At 72.3% G+C, this 19835-nt stretch carries 19 protein-coding genes; 7 read left to right on the forward strand and 12 right to left on the reverse strand.

Translation table 11 applies throughout. The features are described from left to right. The first annotated feature begins 386 nt into the window (after nucleotides 1-386). Nucleotides 387-1367: a GlxA family transcriptional regulator gene (locus tag TOK_RS29580; RefSeq protein WP_098961286.1), complete on the forward strand. Its 981-nt coding sequence runs from the start codon at nucleotides 387-389 to the stop codon at nucleotides 1365-1367. A gap of 173 nt (nucleotides 1368-1540) precedes the next feature. On the opposite strand, the gene TOK_RS29585 is transcribed toward TOK_RS29580, so the two are convergent. Beyond that, nucleotides 1541-3151, reverse strand: coding sequence for a long-chain fatty acid--CoA ligase (locus TOK_RS29585; protein ID WP_172457860.1), 1611 nt, complete (start codon nucleotides 3149-3151; stop codon nucleotides 1541-1543). A 109-nt stretch (nucleotides 3152-3260) separates the two neighbouring features. On the opposite strand from TOK_RS29585, the gene TOK_RS29590 reads away from it, so the two are divergent. Next, nucleotides 3261-4250, forward strand: a complete 990-nt coding sequence (locus TOK_RS29590; RefSeq protein ID WP_216362149.1) for an NADP-dependent oxidoreductase — start codon at nucleotides 3261-3263, stop codon at nucleotides 4248-4250. Here the strand turns inward: TOK_RS29590 and TOK_RS29595 are convergent. After that, nucleotides 4237-4959 (reverse strand): CdaR family transcriptional regulator, encoded by a 723-nt coding sequence (locus TOK_RS29595; RefSeq protein WP_172457861.1) that lies wholly within the window; start codon nucleotides 4957-4959, stop codon nucleotides 4237-4239. The genes TOK_RS29590 and TOK_RS29595 overlap by 14 nt on opposite strands. Nucleotides 4960-5156: 197 nt before the next feature. Between TOK_RS29595 and TOK_RS33085 the strand changes: the two genes are divergently transcribed. The 3 genes from TOK_RS33085 (at nucleotide 5157) to TOK_RS29605 (ending at nucleotide 7187) form a co-directional block, all read left to right on the forward strand. Beyond that, on the forward strand, nucleotides 5157-5300 hold the full coding sequence (locus TOK_RS33085; protein WP_172457862.1) for a hypothetical protein: 144 nt from the start codon (nucleotides 5157-5159) through the stop codon (nucleotides 5298-5300). Between the two features lie 97 nt (nucleotides 5301-5397). Continuing rightward, nucleotides 5398-6417, forward strand: a complete 1020-nt coding sequence (locus tag TOK_RS29600) for a polysaccharide deacetylase family protein (protein WP_098961289.1) — start codon at nucleotides 5398-5400, stop codon at nucleotides 6415-6417. Continuing rightward, on the forward strand, nucleotides 6414-7187 hold the full coding sequence (locus TOK_RS29605) for an SDR family oxidoreductase (RefSeq protein ID WP_216362150.1): 774 nt from the start codon (nucleotides 6414-6416) through the stop codon (nucleotides 7185-7187). Before TOK_RS29600 ends, TOK_RS29605 begins: the two co-directional genes overlap by 4 nt. Before the next feature lie 111 nt (nucleotides 7188-7298). On the opposite strand, the gene TOK_RS29610 is transcribed toward TOK_RS29605, so the two are convergent. From TOK_RS29610 to TOK_RS29655, 10 genes are all read right to left on the reverse strand, one after another. Next, on the reverse strand, nucleotides 7299-8588 hold the full coding sequence (locus TOK_RS29610) for an APC family permease (protein WP_098961290.1): 1290 nt from the start codon (nucleotides 8586-8588) through the stop codon (nucleotides 7299-7301). 102 nt (nucleotides 8589-8690) lie between these two features. After that, a complete protein-coding gene (locus tag TOK_RS33635; RefSeq protein WP_216362151.1) occupies nucleotides 8691-8921 on the reverse strand; it encodes a hypothetical protein in 231 nt (76 codons plus the stop codon). Nucleotides 8922-9343: 422 nt separating this feature from the next. Continuing rightward, on the reverse strand, nucleotides 9344-10861 hold the full coding sequence (locus TOK_RS29620) for an NADH-quinone oxidoreductase subunit C (RefSeq protein WP_098961291.1): 1518 nt from the start codon (nucleotides 10859-10861) through the stop codon (nucleotides 9344-9346). Beyond that, nucleotides 10858-12327, reverse strand: a complete 1470-nt coding sequence (locus tag TOK_RS29625; RefSeq protein ID WP_098961292.1) for a proton-conducting transporter membrane subunit — start codon at nucleotides 12325-12327, stop codon at nucleotides 10858-10860. The genes TOK_RS29620 and TOK_RS29625 overlap by 4 nt, the downstream gene beginning before the upstream one ends. Further along, complete coding sequence (locus tag TOK_RS29630; protein ID WP_253258735.1) at nucleotides 12327-12998, reverse strand: hypothetical protein; 672 nt, start codon at nucleotides 12996-12998, stop codon at nucleotides 12327-12329. The genes TOK_RS29625 and TOK_RS29630 overlap by 1 nt, the downstream gene beginning before the upstream one ends. Before the next feature lie 16 nt (nucleotides 12999-13014). After that, the gene (locus TOK_RS29635; protein WP_098961293.1) at nucleotides 13015-13962 is read right to left on the reverse strand and encodes a respiratory chain complex I subunit 1 family protein; all 948 of its coding nucleotides are present in this window, start codon (nucleotides 13960-13962) and stop codon (nucleotides 13015-13017) included. Continuing rightward, nucleotides 13959-15974 carry a proton-conducting transporter membrane subunit gene (locus TOK_RS29640; RefSeq protein WP_098961294.1) on the reverse strand — a complete coding sequence of 672 codons (2016 nt, stop codon included), beginning with the start codon at nucleotides 15972-15974 and terminating at the stop codon, nucleotides 13959-13961. The genes TOK_RS29635 and TOK_RS29640 overlap by 4 nt, the downstream gene beginning before the upstream one ends. Next, nucleotides 15971-16450 carry an NADH-quinone oxidoreductase subunit B family protein gene (locus TOK_RS29645; protein WP_216362152.1) on the reverse strand — a complete coding sequence of 160 codons (480 nt, stop codon included), beginning with the start codon at nucleotides 16448-16450 and terminating at the stop codon, nucleotides 15971-15973. Before TOK_RS29645 ends, TOK_RS29640 begins: the two co-directional genes overlap by 4 nt. 79 nt (nucleotides 16451-16529) lie before the next feature. Next, on the reverse strand, nucleotides 16530-16856 hold the full coding sequence (locus TOK_RS29650) for a helix-turn-helix transcriptional regulator (protein ID WP_172457863.1): 327 nt from the start codon (nucleotides 16854-16856) through the stop codon (nucleotides 16530-16532). A 304-nt stretch (nucleotides 16857-17160) separates the two neighbouring features. Further along, nucleotides 17161-17538 carry a hypothetical protein gene (locus tag TOK_RS29655; RefSeq protein ID WP_098961295.1) on the reverse strand — a complete coding sequence of 126 codons (378 nt, stop codon included), beginning with the start codon at nucleotides 17536-17538 and terminating at the stop codon, nucleotides 17161-17163. Between the two features lie 379 nt (nucleotides 17539-17917). On the opposite strand from TOK_RS29655, the gene TOK_RS29660 reads away from it, so the two are divergent. After that, a complete protein-coding gene (locus TOK_RS29660) occupies nucleotides 17918-18235 on the forward strand; it encodes a helix-turn-helix transcriptional regulator (protein WP_253258736.1) in 318 nt (105 codons plus the stop codon). Between the two features lie 90 nt (nucleotides 18236-18325). Beyond that, a complete protein-coding gene (locus TOK_RS29665) occupies nucleotides 18326-19750 on the forward strand; it encodes a substrate-binding protein (protein ID WP_098961297.1) in 1425 nt (474 codons plus the stop codon). Nucleotides 19751-19835: the final 85 nt, after the last annotated feature.

The raw sequence follows: 19835 nt of genomic DNA on the forward strand, positions 1-19835 counted from the left end.
AGCGCGCCCGTCGTCGAGCACAACGGCAACGGCACCACGAAGGCCGCCGTCTGAGGGTGCCGGCGGTTCCTGACCGCGGCGCCGCGACTTCTCCGCCTGGCAACGATGCCGGCAGAGTCACGGTTCACGCGGACGGTCTTCCACACAGTCGCTCGATCACCCATCGCCATGTGAGTTCTCGGACCGCAGCGCGTCATTGAGAAGCTGCTGCTCTTTCGCTCAGTGAATGGGATCGGAGGCGCGAAGAATGTCGGACCTGACCAGTCCAGTGGTGGTCCCGGCTGACTGCAGAGCCGCTGATCCTCATGCGGCTGTGTGCTGTGAGTGATCGTCAGCTGCACAGCGATGACAAACCCAGCGTGGCTCGCTGGTGTCAAAATTAGCTCATGCACTCGATTGTCGTTCTAGCGCTGCCGAGCGTCGTCACGTTCGACTTGTCCGTCCCCTTCGAGGTCTTCAACCTGGTCGAGGACCCGGCCAGGTACGAGCTGTCGCTGTGCGGAGTGATGCCCGGTCGGGTGCAGACCAACTTGGGCTTCGAGATCGAGGTGGCGGCAGGCCTGGAGGCACTGCTCGAGGCGGACACGGTCATCGTTCCGGGTCTGATTTCCTTCGAGGAGCCGCCCGGAGAGGTGGGCGTAGCTCTGAGGGCGGCGTGGAGCCGCGGTGCTCGAGTCGTGTCCCTGTGCACCGGGGCGTTCACCCTCGGTGCGGCCGGGCTCCTCGACGGGCGGCGGGCCACCACCCACTGGCTGCACGCGGCAGAACTTGCCCGGCGGTATCCGGACGTCGAGGTGGACGCGGACGTCCTCTACACGGAAGATCGCGGGGTCTGGACCAGCGCCGGAATTGCGGCTGGAATCGACCTCTGCATCGACCTCGTTCGCACCGACGGCGGGATGGAGGAAGCCGCGCATGTCGCCCGCCGGATGGTGGTCCCTCTGCACCGAGGTGGCGGGCAGGCCCAGTTCATCGAGCGGCCGGTAGCGATGTCGTCAGACGGACTTTCTGCCACGTGCGAGTGGGCTCTGCAGCATCTCGACGAGCGTCTCACGATCCAACGGCTGGCGGAGCACGCCAGTTGGGCACCCCGTACCTTCGCGCGCCGTTTCGTCGCCGAAACGGGCATGTCGCCGATGCGATGGTTGATCGTGCAGCGGGTCCGTGCGGCGATGCGGTTGCTCGAGCAGACGGATCTGAGCGTGGCGAAGGTGGCACGAGACTGCGGCCTCGGGACGGCGGTGAACCTCCGGGCGCACTTTGCTCGCGAGGTCGGCACGACGCCCACCGCCTATCGGCGCAACTTTCGTGGTCAGGCGCAGGTTGCGGCCGTCGTTCGGGTTCGATGCAGCAATGCGTCGGAATGACGGCAGCAACCGGTTGTCCGGAAGCTCGCTGTCGCCCAAGCCTTGCACGTCGGCGGAGCACGCTCGCCTGGCCATCGACCTGACGCCGCAGGAGATCTTCGTCAGCTCGGCCTCGAGGCGGCCTGGCTGCCGGGCTGCGGCGACGAGGCCCGTCGGCCACGTTCTGCACCTGGTCAGCCTGTAGGTGTGCTGTCGGCGTGCCGGTCGCGTGAACGGGTGGCGGCGTAGAGCCGGTCGACGAGGGCACGATTGCTCTCCTCGACCGTCCGACGGCGCAGCTTCTGCGTCGGGGTGAGCTCTCCTGAGTCGCTGGTCCAGGGCTGTGCCAGGACGGCGTGGGCACGCACCTGTTCGGCCTTGGCGAGTTTCTGGTTCGCGGTGTCGAGCACCGCATCGAGCAGTGCGCGGGTTCGCGGGTCGGCGACGACCTCCTCAGGGAGACCGTGCAGACCGTGGTGGGCGAGCTCGGCGAAGTCCGGGACCACGAGGGCGACGAGGAACGGCCGTCCGTCGCCGACGACGAGGACCTGGTCGACCAGGGGTGACTCGGCGACGACGTCCTCGACCCGGCTGGGCGAGATGTTCTCGCCGCCCGCGGTGATGATGAGGTCCTTCTTCCGGCCCGTGACCGCGAGGAGCTCGCCCCGCCACTCCCCGAGATCGCCCGTGTGGAACCACCCGTCGACGAACGACGCCGCTGTTGCCTGCGGATCGTCGAGGTAGCCGCGGGCGAGGTGGGGGCCGCGCACCAGGATCTCGCCGTCGTCGGCGAGCCGGACCGCGGTGCCCGGAAGTGGACGACCGACCGTCCCGGCCCTGTCCCGGAAGGCGTCGCCGGGCCCGGTCCAGGTCGCGACGGCCGTGGTCTCGCTCAGGCCCCAGAGGTCGTGCAGGGGGAGACCCACCGAGTCGAAGAACTCGTGCGTCGAGGCCGGCAGCGGCGCCGACCCGGTGACCAGCCAATGCGCGCCGTCGAGCCCGAACCGGGACGCCAGCTGCCTGTGCGTGGCACCGTCGCGGAGCATGGCGCGCATGAGCCGTTCGACGCGCTGCCAGATCCGAGGGACGGAGGTGAACAGCCGCGGCCGGACCCGCTGCAGGACGTCGAAAAGGGTGGCCGGGTCGGCGACGGTCGTCACGCTCGTCCCGCCGACCAGTCCGGCGTAGTGGCCGACGACCCGGTCGACGATGTGGGCGTGGGGGAGGTAGGACACCGTCGCGCCGCCGTCCAGCCGGACGATCGAGTCCAGGGCGCGGAGCTGGAAGACGATCGCGGCGTGGGTGAGCTCCACGCCCTTCGGCCTGCCGGTCGTGCCCGAGGTGAAGATGAGGGTCGCGACGTCGTCGGGCCCCGGTTCGTGGATCGTGAACGAGGAGTCGGTGGGCAGCCGGTCCAGCTCGTCGACGGTGACGACCGGGACGCCGGCCGGGATGTGGTCGTCGTGCACCAGTCCGGGGTCGGCGACGACGAGCCGGACGCGCGCCCGGACGGCGAGCTCGGCCGACTCCGCCGGGGGCGCGGTGGTGTACAGGGAGAACGGTGTGGCGCCCACCAGCAGCGCCGCGAGGTCGCTGAGCTGCCACTGCGGCCGGTTCCCGATCAGGAGCGCGACGGTGTCCCCGGGACGGACCCCGAGGGCGCTGAACGCCGACGCGAGCCGGGCCGCCTTCGCGGCGTACTCGCGCCGGGTCCAGCGCACGGATCCGTCGCCCGAGGAGAGGGCGACGGCGTCCGGCTGGGCGCTGACGTGCGCGTCGAAGAGTGAGACCACGGTGTCCGGCATCCGTCGGACGCTAGGTCGGGCGGGATGCACCGCCCAGGTGCCCGGCCGCCACCGCACGGTGGTGCCGCGCACCATGGTCGGGCGTCGGCGTCACCGACAGCGTGAGGGCGTGCCTCTTTCCGTCGTTCTCGCCCAGCGGCCGCACGGCCGGGCCCGGGACTCCGACTTCGCACGGGTCGAGGTCGCCCGTCGGCCCTGCCCGGCGGGCGGGGTCCGGGCCCGGACCCGGCACCTCAGCATCGACCCGGCGATCCGCGGCTGGCTCGACGACCGCCCGAGCTACCTCCCGCCGGTCGGTGTGGGTGAGGTCGTCCGCGCTCTGGGCATCGCGGTGGTCGAGGAGTCCCGGCACCCGGACCTCGCTGCGGGGGATGTGGTCCGCGGGTTCACCGGGTGGCAGGAGGAGGTGCTGATCGAGGACCCGGCGCGGTGGGAGCGGCTGCCCGACGCGTCGACGGCCCGGCTCGGCATCCTCGGGATGACGGGCCTGACCGCGTGGGTGGGAATGGGCGACATCTGCGCGCCGCGGGCAGGCGAGACGGTGTTCGTGTCCGCCGCCGCGGGCGCGGTGGGCTCGGCCGCGGTCCAGCTGGCCCGGCTCGCCGGGGCGCGTGTCGTCGCGAGTGCGGGCGGGCCGCGCAAGTGCGAGCTGCTCACCGAGGAGCTCGGCGTCGACGCGGTCGTCGACCACCGGGCCGACGACTGGGCCGAGCAGCTCCGCGACGCGACGCCGGACGGGGTCGACGCGCTGTTCGAGAACGTCGGCGGCCCGCTGATGGAGGCCGTGCTCGACCGGATGAACAACCGCGGCCGGATCGCGTTGTGCGGGCTGATCGCCGGGTACAACGACGTCGTCCGGCCTCCGGGCCCACGCAACTTCGGCCTGCTGGTGACGAAACGCATCCGGGCGGAGGGGTTCATCGTGGCCGACCACACCGACCGCGCGGCGCGGTGCGAGGCCGAACTCGGCGCGCACGTCGACGCGGGTCGGCTGCGTGCGTTCGAGACCGTGGTGGAGGGCTTCGACAGCGTCGTCCCGACGTTCGTCGGGTCGTTCGACGGTGGGCACGTGGGGAAGCTGGTGGTCAGCCTCGGGTGAGGGGCGCGAGCTCGACCGCGGCCCGAAGCACCGTCGATCTCGCGTCCAACGGGACCGGGAGCAGCGCCGCGATCCGCTCCAGCCGTTTCACGACCGTGTTGGGGTGCACGGTGAGCCGGCGTGCCGCCCGGGTCGGGCTGCCCAGCTCGGCGAGCCAGACCTGGAGGGTCAGCAGCAGGTCGGAGTGGGCCGGGTCGGCGAGGGCGCCCAGCCGGGCGCAGGCCCATGGCGCGGCGAGCTCGGGGGCGCGGTCGGCCAGGGCCAGCACCACCACGTCGTCGAACCGGACCGTCGTGCCGTCGACCCACCGTGCGGCGATCCGGTGCGCCTCGGCCGCCTCCTGGTGCGAGGCCCGCAGCCCGGCGAGGCCCTGCTGCGGGCTGCCGAGGGCGAGGCGGAGGCCCGACGTGCCCGGTGCCCAGCCGTCGACCTCGCCGCCCGAGAACCAACCGTGCACGGCTGTGGGACCGTCCGGGACCGCGACGAGCTGGCGGGGCCGCGCGACGGCGCGCAACCGCGCGACACCACGGTCGAGCTCGGCAGACGTCGCGTGCGGCGCCCAGATCACGAAGGCCGTGTGGGTGTCGGAGAAGCGGTAGCCGAGCCGTGCCTCGGCCGCTGCGAGGTCCGCGGTCCCCGCGAGCACCTCCGCGGTCACGGCCCGCAGGTCGGAGGCGTCCCGCTGACGCAGCAGGTCGCACTCCTGCACGTAGGCCGCGGTCGCAGCGGCGCACGCGGCGCGCAGGTAGCGGAACAGCCGGTCGAGGACGGTCTCGAGAGCGTCGGCCCAGCTGCACGCTCACCCTGGCCGTCGCCGACTGCGCGGCGTCCCGCAGCAGCGGGACGTGTGAGCTCAGGGCCTCCCGGAGGAGGCGCGCGTCCTGGTCGTCGCGCACCACGGACGGCGTGGCGGCGACGACGGCGGCGAACATGTCGGCGACGAGGCGGGCGGCGCGCTCGTCGAGCCAGGAGACGAACTCCGCGACGGGTGGGTGCGACGGCGTCGTCGACCTGGCTCCGGTCACGGAGTTCGGCATGGGCGCATCGTAGGGCCACCCACGGCCCGGCTCGGTGTGGCGAGACCACACCGGGCGGTGTGCGCCGGACGCGTCGCCCGGACCCTGCGGCCTCCTCCACGCTCGACGCCATGACCGACACCACCACCGCGCTCAGCGACGAGAGCGGACGTGCGCAGGAGCCACTGCGACTCGCCGTCACGCTCGACGACCCGTTCATGTGGAGAGGAGCCGGCTTCCCGCCCGGCTACGACCCCGACGCCGTGCTCGGCCGGTTGTGCGACGCGTTCGAGCAGCACCGGGTCCCCGAGGTGTACGCCTTCACGTCGACCGCGCCGGTCGACGACCACCCGGAGTGGCTCTCGGCGCTCGACCGCTGGACCGACCGCGGCCACCACGTCGCGGCGCACACCCATTCCCACGCCAGCCTCAACTGGACCGATGTCGCGTCGTACGTCGCCGACCTCGACCGCAACGTCGACATCCTCGAACCGTGGTTGGCGAAGGCCCCCACCCGGTACTTCCGCTACGCCTTCGACATGTGGGGCGACACGCGCGACAAGACCGACCAGGTGCAGGCCCACCTCGTCCGCCGCGGTCTGCTGCCCGCGCCGATCACCCACTGGTTCTACGACGTGCAGTTCCTCGTGGCCTACCTGCGCACCCTGGTCGCCGGCGACACCGAGGCCGCGGCGTGGGTGCGGCGCCGGTTCGCGGAGACGGCGGTCGACGCGCTCCGCAACCAGGCCGCCGCCGCCCAACAGGTGTTCGGCCGGCAGCCCCCGCACATCGCCCTCATCCACGGCACCCCGATCGCCGCCGACGCCTACGCCGACGTCCTCGCCGGCTACGCGGCCGCGGGCGTCGAGTTCATCACGCTCGAGGAGGCGATGAGCGACCCGGCGAACCAGGTCGTGCCGCCGACCGTGACCCGGTACTTCCGCAACTCCACGCAGAAGTGGGCCGAGCATGCCGGGATCGAGGTCGCCGACACGCCCCCGCGGGTCCTGAACGAGGTGCAGCGCTGCTGCCCCGTCGACGGGATGACAGAGGCCGACCTGCTCGGCCCGGCGCTCGTCGCCGCGGCGCAGGCCGTCGGTTCCGAGCCGGAGGCCACCGACCTGGACTGGAACCCGGCGGTGGACGCGTGACGAAGGACCTGTTCGACGTCGACGGCCGGACGGTCGTCGTCACCGGTGGGACCCGGGGGATCGGTGAGATGGTCGCCGAAGGCCTGCTCGAGGCTGGGGCCCGGGTCCTGGTGACCTCCCGCAAACCCGAGGCCTGCCGGGCCACCGGCGAACGGCTCGGCTGCCCCGCGGTGCCCGCGGACGTCAGCACCGCTGACGGGGTCACCGCAGTTGTCGACGCCGTCAACGCGGAGTTCGACGGAACCCTCGATGTACTGGTCAACAACGCAGGCGTGACGTGGGGCGCCCCGCTCGAGGCCTTCCCCCGCAAGGGTTGGGACCGCGTTCTGAGCACCAACGTGGTCGGCCTGTTCGAGCTCACCACGGCGCTGCTGCCCGCGCTGCGGCGGGCAGCGACGGCCGGACGTCCGGCACGGGTGGTGAACGTCGGGTCGGTCGACGGGCTGCGCGTACCGGTGTTCGAGAACTACTCGTACTCGGCCAGCAAGGCCGCTGTGCACATGATGACCCGCCACCTCGCCGCGGTCCTCGCGCAGGACGGCGTCCTCGTCAACGCGGTCGCGCCCGGTGCGTTCCCGAGCGACATGACGGCCGCGGCGCTCGCGTCCGGTCCCGGTCGAGCGCTGATCGAGAAGGCCATCCCGCTCCGGCGGCTCGGAACCGCGGACGACATCGTCGGCGCGGTCCGCTACCTGGCGTCGCCGGCCGGTTCCTACCTCACCGGCGTCGTCCTGCCCGTGGACGGTGGAATCGCAGGGTGCAGCGCATGATCCAGCGCAGAACGCCGGTCCAGACGACTTACCGGCAGCCTGGCGCTGTGCCGGGCCTCGTCGTGGCGGCGAGCACCCTGTGGAGGGGAGAAGGGCAGAATGACGTCCCGATCACGCGGCGCGATGTGAAAGGCGAGTCCGTGCAGCGCGCGTGAGCCGCGACGCGAGCAGGCGGTGGCCGACTCCGACGGCGAGAACCGCGACGCCTCCGACGACGGACTGCCACGGCAGGGTGACGGCCAGCACCACGCACCCCACCGCCCCCAGCCAGTGCAGGCATCGGGGGTGCCGGCGATGTTCCCCGGACTGAGTGTGGGCAGCGATGTTCGCGATCAGGTAGTAGACGAGCACGCCGAACGAGGAGAAGCCGATCGCGCCGCGCAGGTCGACGGTCAGCACGAGCACGACGACCACGAGCGCCACCGCGATCTCGGCACGGTGGGGGACGTGGAACCGGTCCGACACGGCAGCGAGCGGCGAGGGCAGATCGCCGTTGCGAGCCATCGCCAGTGTCGTGCGCCCGATCCCGGCGACGAGGGCCAGCAATGCGCCCAGGGCGCCTGCCGCACTGCCGACGACGACGACCGGGGCGGCCCAACTCCAGCCGATGACCTGGACGACGTCGGCCAGTGGGGCGGCCGAGGCGGCCAGGCGCTCCGGTCCGAGCGCCAGGAGCGTGGCGGTGGCGACGACCAGGTAGAGCACCACGGTGAGGCCGAGGGCGATCACGACCGCGCAGGGAATGGTCCGTCGTGGCGCAATGACCTCCTCGCCGAGCGTGGCGATACGCGCGTAACCCGCGAACGCGAAGAACAGCAGTCCGCCGGCCTGGAGGACCCCGTAGATTCCGACGCCGTGCGACCCGTCGGCGAGCAACGGTGCGAGGGGATGACGGGTGGCCGCGACCACGCCGGCGGCGACTACGAGTCCCAGGACGCCGAGGACGATCCCGACGAGCAGCCGTGTGAGTCGCGCGGTCCGGGTGACTCCGCGGAGGTTCGCCCCGGCCACCCCGAGGACCGCGGCGACGGCGACCGGCCGTTGCCAGCCGACGGGGACGAGGTAGGCGGCGAGAACCAGCGCCATCGCCGCGCAGCTGGCGGTCTTGCCGACGACGAAGGCCCAACCCGCGAGGTATCCCCACCAGGATCCGAGCCGCTCACGGCCGTAGACATACGTGCCGCCGGAGGTCGGGTACTGCGCCGCGAGTTGGGCCGACGAGGTGGCGTTGCAGTAGGCCACGACCGCTGCGAGGGCCACACCCAACAGCAGCCACGTGCCGGCAACGGCGGCGGCGGGGGCGAAGACGACGAACACCCCGGCGCCGATCATCGACCCGAGTCCGATGACCACCGCGTCGGTGGTGGTGAGCCGGCGGGCCAACGGCGGGTTTGCGCGCACGGTCGTCCGTTCGTGAATGAGTCCAGCCGCTGCCGTGTCCTCGGGCCGCCACCGTAGCGAGCGGCGGTGTCGATCTGGAGAACGTGGCCGGAACGGGCGGGTTCAGGCGCGGCCCGCCAGAAGCACGCCAGAGCCGTCGGTGCGCACGAGCATCGCCGTACGTCCACGGTCGGCGAGCCGCCGCTGCACAGATGGAGGGCCGACGGGGTCGGTGTCGCGGCCGATGGCCATGACGGGGTAGCCCCGATCGTCGAGCGCGTCGCGGGCGGTCGTCCCGGCGCAGACCTCGTCGACACCGGGACTGCGCAGCGCGCCACCGGTGGTGACCGGCAACGTCCCGGGCAGGTCGGCGGTCCCGGTCCTGCGGAACCAGTCCGGTCCGTGGTGGGCGATCAGGGCGAGGTCGGCGAGGCTGCGACGGCCGCCGACGCCGCGCCCACCTGGACCGGGCGCCCGGCGTGGCGCTGGACCTCGCGAAGCGTCGAGTCCGCTCGGCGCGCAGGCGTGCGACCGCGGTCGGATCGCGGCGCGGTCAACGGTCGGCTCAGCGGTGTGTCGAGGAGGCGTTGCGTGGCGCGGACTCGGGCGACCTCGGTTCGGGTGAGGCAGACGACGACGGCGATGTCCGTCGTGTCCGTTGGCGGCGCTCACTGTCCGGCACCCGGGATGCGGCCGTCCTTGGACGTGGCACTCCCGATACTCACGGGAGTCCGCATCTGGTGCTCCTCGTGGATCTGCGGGCCGCTGCGGAACTGTCAGAGGTCGTTGCCCGCGTAGGAGAGGTTGAAGCTCTTGTTGACCAGCGGGAAGTCGGGGACTATCGAGCCGGTCAGGGCTACCGGCAGCGCCGGCCAGTTCAGGAAGCTCGGGTCGACGACCTTGAGGCGTCGCACGGTCCCCTCGGGACCGAGTTCCACGCGATGGACGATGGTGCCGCGCCAGCCCTCGACGATCCCGACGCCCGATGCCGTGCCGCGAGCGGGCTGCGGTTGGTCGTGGTCGGCCGCCGCGGCGGCGGGTCGCGCGACCAGTGCGCTGATCATCGCGACGGAGTCGGCGAACTCCTCGGCGCGGATCAGGAACCGGGCCAGGACGTCCCCGCGGGCGTCCACCCGACTCGGGTGCCGCGGCAGGCCCGCCACGGTCGGATGGTCGAAGCGGGCGTCTGCGGTCAGGCCGCTGGCCCGCGCGACGTAGCCGAGGGTGCCGAGGTCGGCCGCCTGCTGCTGGGTCAGGGCGGCTGTCCCGGCGAATCGGTCACGGACCACGCTGTGTCCGAGCGCGAGGTCGACGATCTCCGCGACGTCGGCGGCGATCCCCGCGAGCTCGGCCGGGTCGGGCAGCCGGACCGTCGCCGTGCCACCGAGCACCACAGCGCCGCGGAGCAGGCGGTGACCCGAGACCCGGTCGTTGACCCGCAGCAGTTGCTCCCTCACCCGCAGGGCATGGGCGTTGAGAATCCCGTGCCCCACGTCGTTGCACAGCGCACCGATGTCGGCGGCGTGGTTGTGGAGCCGCTCGAGCTCCAGCAGGACCGCCCGCACGACGCGGGCGTCCGCGCCGACGAGGGCCCCGGTCGCCTCCTCGACGGCCTGGCAGAACGCGAGGGCGTGTCCGACGGTGGTGTCGCCGCTGATCCGTTCGGCGATCGGCAGCGCGTCGGCGGGGGCGCGGCCCTCGACGTGCTTCTCGATCCCGCGGTGCACGAACCACAGTCGCGCCTTGAGCTTGAGCACGGTCTCGCCGACGACCGAGAACCGGAAGTGGCCCGGGCCGATCATCCCGGCGTGCACCGGACCGACGGGGATCTCGTAGACGCCCGCGCCGTCGACGGTGCGGAACGGGTACGGGCCGTCGACGTCGCCGAACGCGGACGGCGGACCGGCGTCGGAACGCATCGGGTACCAGCCACGTGGCCAGTGGAAGTGGCGCACCAGCCGCCGCGGCAGCGGATGCCCGTCGGGGACGATCCCGAACAGGTCGCGGGTCTCGCGCTCGAAGCGGCCGGCTGGGAAGGACAGGGCCGCGAGGCTGGGCACATGCGGCGTCGCCGGGTCCAGCGGAACGTGCAGTTCGGTGCGGGTGTCGGTGGTGGGGTCGGTGAACAGGTGCACGACGCGCAGCCCGCCACCGGCCGGCCGGTCGTCGTGCCCGCCGACCAGGGCGAGCCGGAAGCCCTGGTCGAGCAGCTCAGCGGCGTGTCCGGGCAGTTCGCCGGGGGTCAGGGTGAGCCGGGCCCGGCGGGGCGGGGCCGGCTCCGCGAAGGTCGTCATGAGGCTCCGGTGAGGATGGCGGCGGCCGCGTCGATCAATGTGGTGAGCGGCCCGGCCACCACCCCGACTGTCGCGCAGGCGGCCAGGCCGCCGACCATTGCGACGGTCGTGGAGCGGGCGGGCGGGCACGGGACCAGGGGTTGTTCGGGCGCCGCTCCGAGCAGCATCCGGCCGGTGTGGCCGACCAGCGCCGCCGCGATGACCACCACGAGGACCAGGGCGAGGGCGGTCGGCCAGCCCAGCGAGGCCTCGAAGCCGGCGCGGGCGATCCCGAACTCGCTGGCGAACAGGCTGAACGGGGGCAGCCCCACCAGCGCGAGCACTCCGAGGCCGACGCAGCCGGCGAGCACGGGGCGGCGCACCGCGAGCCCGCCGACCTCGTCGATCCGGCTGGTGCCGGTGAGCTGCAGGATCCGCCCTGCGCCGACGAACAGCACGCTCTTGACGAGGCCGTGGCCCAGCACGTGCAGCAGTACCGCCGCCGAGGCCAGGGGGCCACCGATCGCGGCGCCGAGTGCGAGGAGCCCGCTGTGCTCGATGCTGGAGTAGGCGAGCATCCGCTTGTAGTCGCGCTGGGCGATCAGCAGCGACGCCGACACCAGCAGTGTGGCCAGTGCCGCGGCGAGCAGCAGCACCCGCACGAACGTCGGTCCGAGCGCACCGTCGGCGATGACCTTGACCCGCAGGATCGCGTAGAACGACACCGACAACAGCACCCCCGACATCAACGCCGACACCGGGGCAGGGGCCTGGCTGTGGGCGTCGGGAAGCCAGGCGTGCAACGGGGCGAGGCCGGCTTTCGCGCCGAACCCCAGGACGATGAGCAGGACGGCGAGGCGGGTCACGTCCGGGTCGAGTGCCGACGCGCCGGCGGCCAGCGCCGCCCAGTCGAGTCCTGCGCCGGTCCCGGAGTGTGCCGAGGCCTGGTTGAGCACGACGAGACCGAGCAGCGCCAGGGCGATCCCGGTCGAGCAGATCACGACGTACTTCCACGCGGCCTCGACGGCCGCCCGGGTCCGCCGCTGCCCGACGAGGAACGCGGTGACGATCGTCGTCGCCTCCACGGCCACCCAGACCACGCCGAGGTCGGCGGCCAGTACCGCGAGCGTCATCGCTGCGAGGAACGCCTGGACCAGGACGGCGTGCCGGCGCGCGTCGCGCCGGTCGATCCGGCCCGCGGCGAGCTCGGTGGCGAGATGGGCCGGGGTGGCCAGCGCGACGATCGTGGCGACCGACGCGATCACGATCAGCATGAACGCGCTGAGCGCGTCGACCCGAAGCAGCCCGGCGACCATGACGGGGCCGTCGTCCACGACCAGGCGGGCCAGCAGCACGGCGGCCGCCAGGCACAACACCGCCGACACCACGGCGACGGGAGCGCTCGGCCGTCGCCATCCGGCCGCCGCGTACATGGCCGCGGCCATCACCGGGACGGCGAGGGGGATCAGCAGTAGCAGGGTGGACATCAGTCGTGCAGCTCCCGCAGGGCGCTCAGGTCGGTGTCGCCGAAGGTCTCCCGGATCCGCCCGGTGAGCACGTGCAGAACCCCCGCGACCAGCAGCACATCCAGCGCGATACCGGCCTCGACGAGCAGGCCGATCCCCGCGGTGGTCAGGAACGCCACTGCGGTGATCCCGTTGTCCATCAACAGGAACCCGACGACCTGGGAGACGGCGTGGCGGCGGGTGACCATCACCATCAGCCCGATCAGCACCACCGCGACCGCGACCGGCACCGCCCGTGTCGCGGGTGACGGGTCGAGCGCCACCAGCGGTACCGAGACGGCCAGGGCCAGGAGGGTGAGTGCGGCCGCGGCGAGCAGGGACGCGGCGACGTTGAGCATCGGGGTGGTCTCACGGCGCACCGGTCCGGCGCCGGCGAGGCTGCGGCGTACCAACAGCGGCAGCACGACGCCCCGTAACACCAGTAACCCCAGCGCGACCAGCCCGAGCTCGACGGACCGCTGCGCGGAGGCGAGCACGGCCACGAGCCCGGCGAGCGCGACGCCCTGGAGCGCGAACACGCGCAGGATGACCGACAGCTCGCGGCGCCACACCACGAGCACGGCCGTGAGCAGCAGGGCGCCGGCGGCGATGTCGAGCAGCTGCACGGTGAGCCCACTCATCTCGATACCCATCAGACCGGAACCTCCATCACACGAGCACGTAGGCGGTGGTGACGGACAGGAGCGCCAGCAGGAACGACCCGGCCAGGAGCTCGGGCACGCGGAACAGGCGCAGCTTCGCGAGGAACACCTCGGCCAGGGCGAGCGCCGCGGCCAGCAGCGTCACCTTCACCGCGAACGCGGCCACCCCGACGGCGAGCGCCGCCACGCCGGGACCGGTGGCGACCCCCCACGGGACGAACAGGTTCGCCAGCAGCCCCAGGTAGACCGACAGCCGCATCGCTGAGCCGAGTTCGACGAGCGCGAGGTCGGGGCCCGCGTACTCCAGCACCATCGCCTCGTGCACCATCGTGAGCTCCAGGTGGGTGGCCGGGTTGTCGACCGGCAACCGGCCGGTCTCGGCGACGATCACCACCACGAGGGCGACGGCAGCGAGCAGGCTCGCCGGTGAGACGAGCCGGGCGGGATCGTCGAGGACCGATCCGACGATGGCCGAGAGGTTCGTCGAGCCGGCCCGCACCGACAGAGCGAAGATCGCCACCAGCACGGTCGGTTCGACGAGCGCGAGGATCGTGACCTCGCGGCTGGCACCCATCCCGCCGAACGCAGTGCCGGTGTCGATGCCGGCCAGGGCGATCATGACCGTGCCGAGTGCCAGCAGCGCGACGACGACGAACAGGTCGGCCACCGCCGGCAGCGCCGACGCGGTCGTCACGAACGGCGCGACGACCGCGACGACGAGCGTCGTCGCCACAAGCAGCACCGGTGCGGAGCGGTAGATCTCCGACGTGCCGCGCGGGGACGCGGGCTGTTTGCGCAGCTGTTTGCGCAGGTCGCGCCACGGCTGGGCGACACCGGCGCCCGCCCTGCCCTCGAGCCGGGCCCGGATCTGGCGCATCAGCCCCACCACGAGCGGTGCGCCGCCGACGATCACGACGGCCTGCAGGACCCCACCGGCGACGCCGAGCGGGTTCACCGGGTCACCACGAGCATCACGAACGCCCCGCACAGCACGGCGAAGCCGAACCCCAGGTAGAGGTGGACGCTGCCGGTGGCCAGCCGTCGTCCGGCCCGCCCCCACGCCGCGACGGCGGCGAGCACCGGCTCGTAGAGGCGCCGTTCGATCCGGTCCGGCACCCGGCGTCGGTAGGCCACGGCCTCCACGAGGTACTGCGACTCCCGGTGGTGGGTCACCTCGATGTCCTGGACCGGCTGCAGGACGTTGTCGAACACTCGTTGCAGCGGTTCGGCGAACGACGTTGCCGTGTACTGCATGCGCTCGGTCAGCGGGCCGCCGCCGCAGTCCCACAGCCGGGTCTCCCGGCGCGCCGGACGGGCCGCCGACACCCTCACGAGTACGACGACCACAACGCAGCCGGCCACCAGTGCGGCGGCGAGCAGCACCGGCGACATCGCGCCGGCAACCCCGTCGAGCTCGATCGTGACGGCGCCGGACACCGGCGGGCCGGTGCGGGTCAGGGTGCCGGCGACCTGTGCGAGTGCGGGCAGCACCAACATCGGGGCGATCGCCAGCCCGACACACGCGGCTGCAGCCAGCGCCATCCCGGCGAGCATGGTCGGCGGGCTCTCGCGCGCGCCGGCCGCACCACTGCCTCGCGGGCGGGCGAGGAATCCCACGCCGAACGCCTTGACGAAGGTGGCGACCGCCAGCCCGGCGGTCAGCGCCACGGCCGCCACCCCCAGCGGCAGGACGATCGAGGCCACCACGCCCGCTGCCGGCAGGCCGTGGACCAGCGACTGCAGCAGCAGCCACTCGCTGACGAACGCCGTTCCCGGCGGGAGCGCCGACGCGGCGAGCGCGCCGAGGCCGAACGCCGCCGTCGTCGCCGGCATCCGGGCGCGGAGCCCGCCGAGGGCGTCGAGGTCGCGGGTGCCGGTCGCGTGCAGCACCGAACCTGCCGACAGGAACAGCAGGGTCTTGAACGCGGCGTGGCCGATGACGTGCAGCAGGGCTGCGGTTAGGGCCAGTGCCGCCAGCACCGCCTCGCCGTCGACGGTGAACAGTCCGCACGCACCGACGCCGACGAGGACGAGACCCATGTTCTCGGTGGTGGAGTGGCCGAGCAGCCGCTTGAGGTCGCCGGCGACGACGGCTTGCAGGATCCCGTACACCGCCGAGACGGCTCCGACGGCGAGGGTGAGCAGCCACCACCAGCGCGGTCCGCCGCCGAGCAGGTCGATCCCGACCCGCACGACGCCGTAGACGCCGAGGTTGACCATCGCCGCAGACATCAGCGCGGACACGTGACTCGGCGCCTCGGGATGCGCCCGCGGGAGCCACGCGTGCAGCGGCACGATCCCGGCCTTGGACCCGAAGCCGACCAGGCAGGCCATGAAGGCCAGCCCGGCCACCGCGGGCGGGAGGCCGGGAGCCGCGGCGCGGATGGCGGCGAAGGAGCCGCCGTCGGCGGGACCGGCGGCGACCAGCAGCCCGACCAGGATCGCGACGAACCCGAGATGGGTCATCACGGCGTACCAGAGGCCTGCCGAGGCGACCGCGGGCCGGCGCCGGTGCTCGGCCAGCACGAGGATCAGCGAGGACAGCGCCATCAGTTCCCAGCACAGTCCGAACGTGCCGACCCCACCGGCGGCGGGCACCAGCAGCAGGGACAGGACGAACATGGGGAACGCGGCCTGGACGGCCCGCCCGTCGAGGCCGTGGCGGGCGTACCCGATCCCGTAGATCCCGGCCGCCACCGCGACCGCGCCGGCGACGGCGAGGAACACCCCCGACAGCCCGTCCACGGCCAGGTCCACCCCGGCCAGCGGCAGGACGGCCGGGAGGTGGACCGACCAGGTGACGCCCGTGACCGCGGCGATCCCGGCGGTGAGGCCGAGTGCCCCGGCCACGGCGACGCACGCCCCGGTCACCCCAGGCCGGGCGGGGCGGGGGACGAGGAGGGCTGCCACCGTCCCGGCCAGCCCGACGGCCACCGCGGCAGCGAGCCCGAATTCGACCGGGTTCATCGACCGGTCAGGGTGCGCAACGCCTCGACGATCGCCTCCGGGCGCGGTGGGCAGCCGGCCACCTCGAGGTCGACGGGCACGATGTCGTGTACCGCGCCGACGACGCCGTAGGCCCCGGTGAAGGCCCCGCAGTCGCGGGCGCAGTCGCCGACGGCGACCACGACCTTCGGTGCCGACACCGCTTCGAAGGTCCTGCGCAGCGGCTCGGCCATGTTTCTCGTCACCGCACCCGTGACCAGCAGCGCGTCGGCGTGGCGGGGTGAGGCGACCAGCCGGGCGCCGTAGCGCTCCGCGTCGTACACCGGCCCGAACGCGCTCCCGATCTCGATCTCGCAGCCGTTGCACGAACCGGCGTCGACGTGGCGGATCTGGACCGAGCCGGCGAGCTCGGACGTCAGCGGGGTCGGTCGGTCGGCCGACGGCGGCGGCTCGGCCACTCGGCCGGTTCGCCGGATCTTGCGCCAAAGGCTCAGCACGCGACGTCCCGCGAGTCCGCTCCGGACGGTGTCTGCGGGGCGGGCGGCCTGACCGAAGGCGCGGAGAGCAGGTACCTGATCACGGCAGGCGGAGCTCGTCGAGCAACTCGGCCTGCCCCGACAGCACCCCGGTCAGGATGGCCCTGGCGATCGCGAGCAACTCCGAAACCCGGGGACCGGTGACCGAGTAGTACACCGATGAACCTTCCCGTCGAGTGGTCACCAGGCCGGCTCGGCGCAGCACCGCCAACTGCTGTGACAAGTTGGCGGGCTCGATGTCGATCTCGGCGACGAGCTCCGACACCCCGTGTTCGCGGACGCTCAGCAACTCCAGAACCCGGATTCGAACCGGATGTCCGAGAGTCTTGAAGAACTCGGCTTTTGCCTGGTAGAGGGGCCTGCTCACCGGATCCGTCCATCGTCGGGTGGTCAACACACAGATTTCATAGTTGCGTAAAATGGAAACCATACAATCCTGCACATCAGCAGTCGTCGCCGGGGATGACCTCGGCGCCCACCCGGCGCTGGGACGCCTGCTCGGATCGCGGATGGACCGCCGCGGCCTGGGCTGAGGCCTCGAGGGCAGACCGGGGAAGGTCTCTGCCGGCCCGGTTCAACGCAGCTCACACGAGCGATTCCCCGTGCAGGACGGGGCCAGCGCTCGATTCCCCTCGTCCCCACGACGCCGGCCAGTATGTCTGCCTGAAGAACTACGGGAGCGGGACGAGAACGTTCTGCGCCGGACCGCTCTCCGTGGCGCTCCAGATCGTCTGGCCGTCTTCGGTCACCACCACGTGGACGGGGTCGGTGTTCGAGAAGTTGATCGTGAGGTCGGCGGCCGGTCCGTCTTCGGCGTGCAGGTTCATCGTCAGATGGTTGGTGTCTTCCAGGCAGTCGACGATGCCACCGTGCGCCTGCGCGGGAGTGAGCTCGGTGTCGGCGACCCGCTGGCGGGTGTCGGTCACCGTCACGTCGACGGTGCCGGCGGGACCGGCCGTCGGTGTCGCTGCACAGGCGACGCCCGCTCCCAGCCCGGTGAGCGCGGCGGCGGCGAGAACGACGGCGACGGACTTCACGAGCAGGCTCATGGTGGGCTCCTCCAGGTCGTGGTGACGGACTCGATCCGCCTGTCACCACAGTGCTCTGACCCGGGCGGCCTCCCTGTCCGGTGATCTGTCGATCCGGGGACGACCCTGCTGTCCGCCGATCGCCCGACAGGGGGCAACGTCGTCCGGGTGTGGACCCTCGCCGCCGCCGGCCGCGCCGAGGCCCGCAACGAGCCGGCGCCGGACGACGGTCCCGTCACCGCCGATCGCACGGATGAGGTGGCGCCGGGCGGCGGCGGGGCGGGTCGTCGCTGGTGTCTCACATTGCTGACATGTTCAGACTGCGGGGCGCAGCGTCCGCTATGGTCCAATCATGTCAGCGGTGGATGACACGTCAGGGAGGCGGGACATGGACTCGAACATGGCGTTCGATGCCTTGGCCGATCCCGTTCGCCGCGAGATCCTCGGTGTTCTCGCGGCTGAGGACGAGTGCAGCGCCGGTGCGATCGCCGAGCGCATCACCAGTGTCGGCCGGACGGCGGTGTCGACGCACCTCAGGGTGCTGCGGGTGGCGGGTCTGGTCAGCGAGCGTCGCGACGGGCGTTTCCGCTACTACTCGATCGATTCCTCGGGCTCGGCGCGGGACGTGCTGAGCCTCCTCCATCAGGTCTTCCGTGCCGGCCTGCAGTCCGTCGACGGGGCACTGCCCCACGAGGTGGGTTCGGAGCGCCTGGCCTGAAACCTGGCACGCTCTGCACTTCTCCCGGCTCGTGGCCCTTGGAAGAATCACTCTCTTCCTACTCGACACGACCGACCCCACGGGGGTTCGATGTCCGTCCTCACGCTGACCACGCAGGAGGAGGTGTCTGCGCCGCCGCACGTGGTCTTCGGTCTGTTCGGTGCCGGCGCCGGCGCCGGCTGGGTGTTCGACGCGCTGTGTCACCGGGTGGCCCCCGGCGCTGCGGTGACGCTGCGCGCTCCACTCGACCCGGACGGTGCACCCATCGAGATCCTCGGCCGGATCGGTGCGCTGCGTGCCGGTCGGCTGATCGAGATCGTGCACGACCAACCGTGGCGTGGTCGGACCGTGCTGCGTTTCGCCGCGAACGGCAGGGGCACGCGGGTGCGCCTGCAGTCCGAACTGGACCAGCAGGGGCTCGAGTGGCTGCTGCGCCGCCGGGGACACGTCCTGCGCAACGTCCATTGCGAGAACACCGCCCTCGGGCTCCTGACCTCCAAGTCCGGCCCGGGCAATCTGTTCGCCGCGGCCTCGGACAACATGGCCACGCTCGCCCTGGAGGAGATCAACGCCGACGGCGGGCTCCGCGGTCACCCTGTCGAGCTCGTGGTCGGCGACGACGAGACCGATCCGGTGACCGGCGCGCGCGAGGCGCGACGGCTTGCCACTGCGGGATGTCGCACGATCCTCGTTGCGACGACGTCCGCCACCTTCGTGGCCGTGTCCGCAGCGATGGCGGACTCGGACGTCCTGCTCGTCCAGACGCTGATGAACGAGGGCGGCGTCGGGGGCGGACTCCGGATCCAGCTCGGCGAGCGCCCGGCCGACCAGCTCGCCGCCGCCGCCGGGACGATGATGCATGCCGCGGGCGGGCGCCGGTGGTTCCTGGCGGGCAACGACTACTGCTGGCCCCGCGGCACGCACGCGGCCGCCCACGAGATCCTGCCCCGGCTGGGCGGCAGGCTCGTCGGGGAACGGCTGGTCCCTCTGGGGTCGACGGACTTCGCCGCGGTGGTGGAGGCCGTCGAGCGCTCGGGGGCCGATGTCGTGCTGTCGACATTCGTCGGCGCGGATGCGGCCGCTTTCCAGCGCCAGTGCCATGAGCACGGCCTGCATCACCGTTGTCTCACTCTTGCCCCGGCCATGGACGAGTCCACGCTGACCCGGATCGGCACGGATGCGACCGCGGGCCTGCACGCCGTGTCGGGCTACGTCGAGTCCCTGGACACCGAGGGCAACGCCACCTTGCGCAGTCGCTACCGGGAGCGCTTCGGGCGGTGGGCGCCACCACTGTCCACCTTGAGCGAGTCCGTGTTCGAGGGCGTCCAGATGTGGTTCGCGTCCGCGGTCCTCGCCGGCACCGACGAGCCGCGCGCCGTGGCCCGCGCCATGCACGGCGCACGTTTCGAGCTGCCTCGCGGAACCGTCACGCTCGACGGGAACGGGGTCGTCGGCCAGCGGATGCACGTTGCGGAGGCGGTCGGAACAGATCTCCGCGTGGTCACCTCCTCGTAACACAAGTCAATGTGTCGCGACCCGTTGACAGGTCTCTGAGGCGTTCGTAGATTGGCCGACACCTTCGGATCACAGGAGGCCCTCT

This window comes from Pseudonocardia sp. N23 (assembly GCF_002583555.1).
Classification (GTDB): Bacteria; Actinomycetota; Actinomycetes; order Mycobacteriales; family Pseudonocardiaceae; genus Pseudonocardia.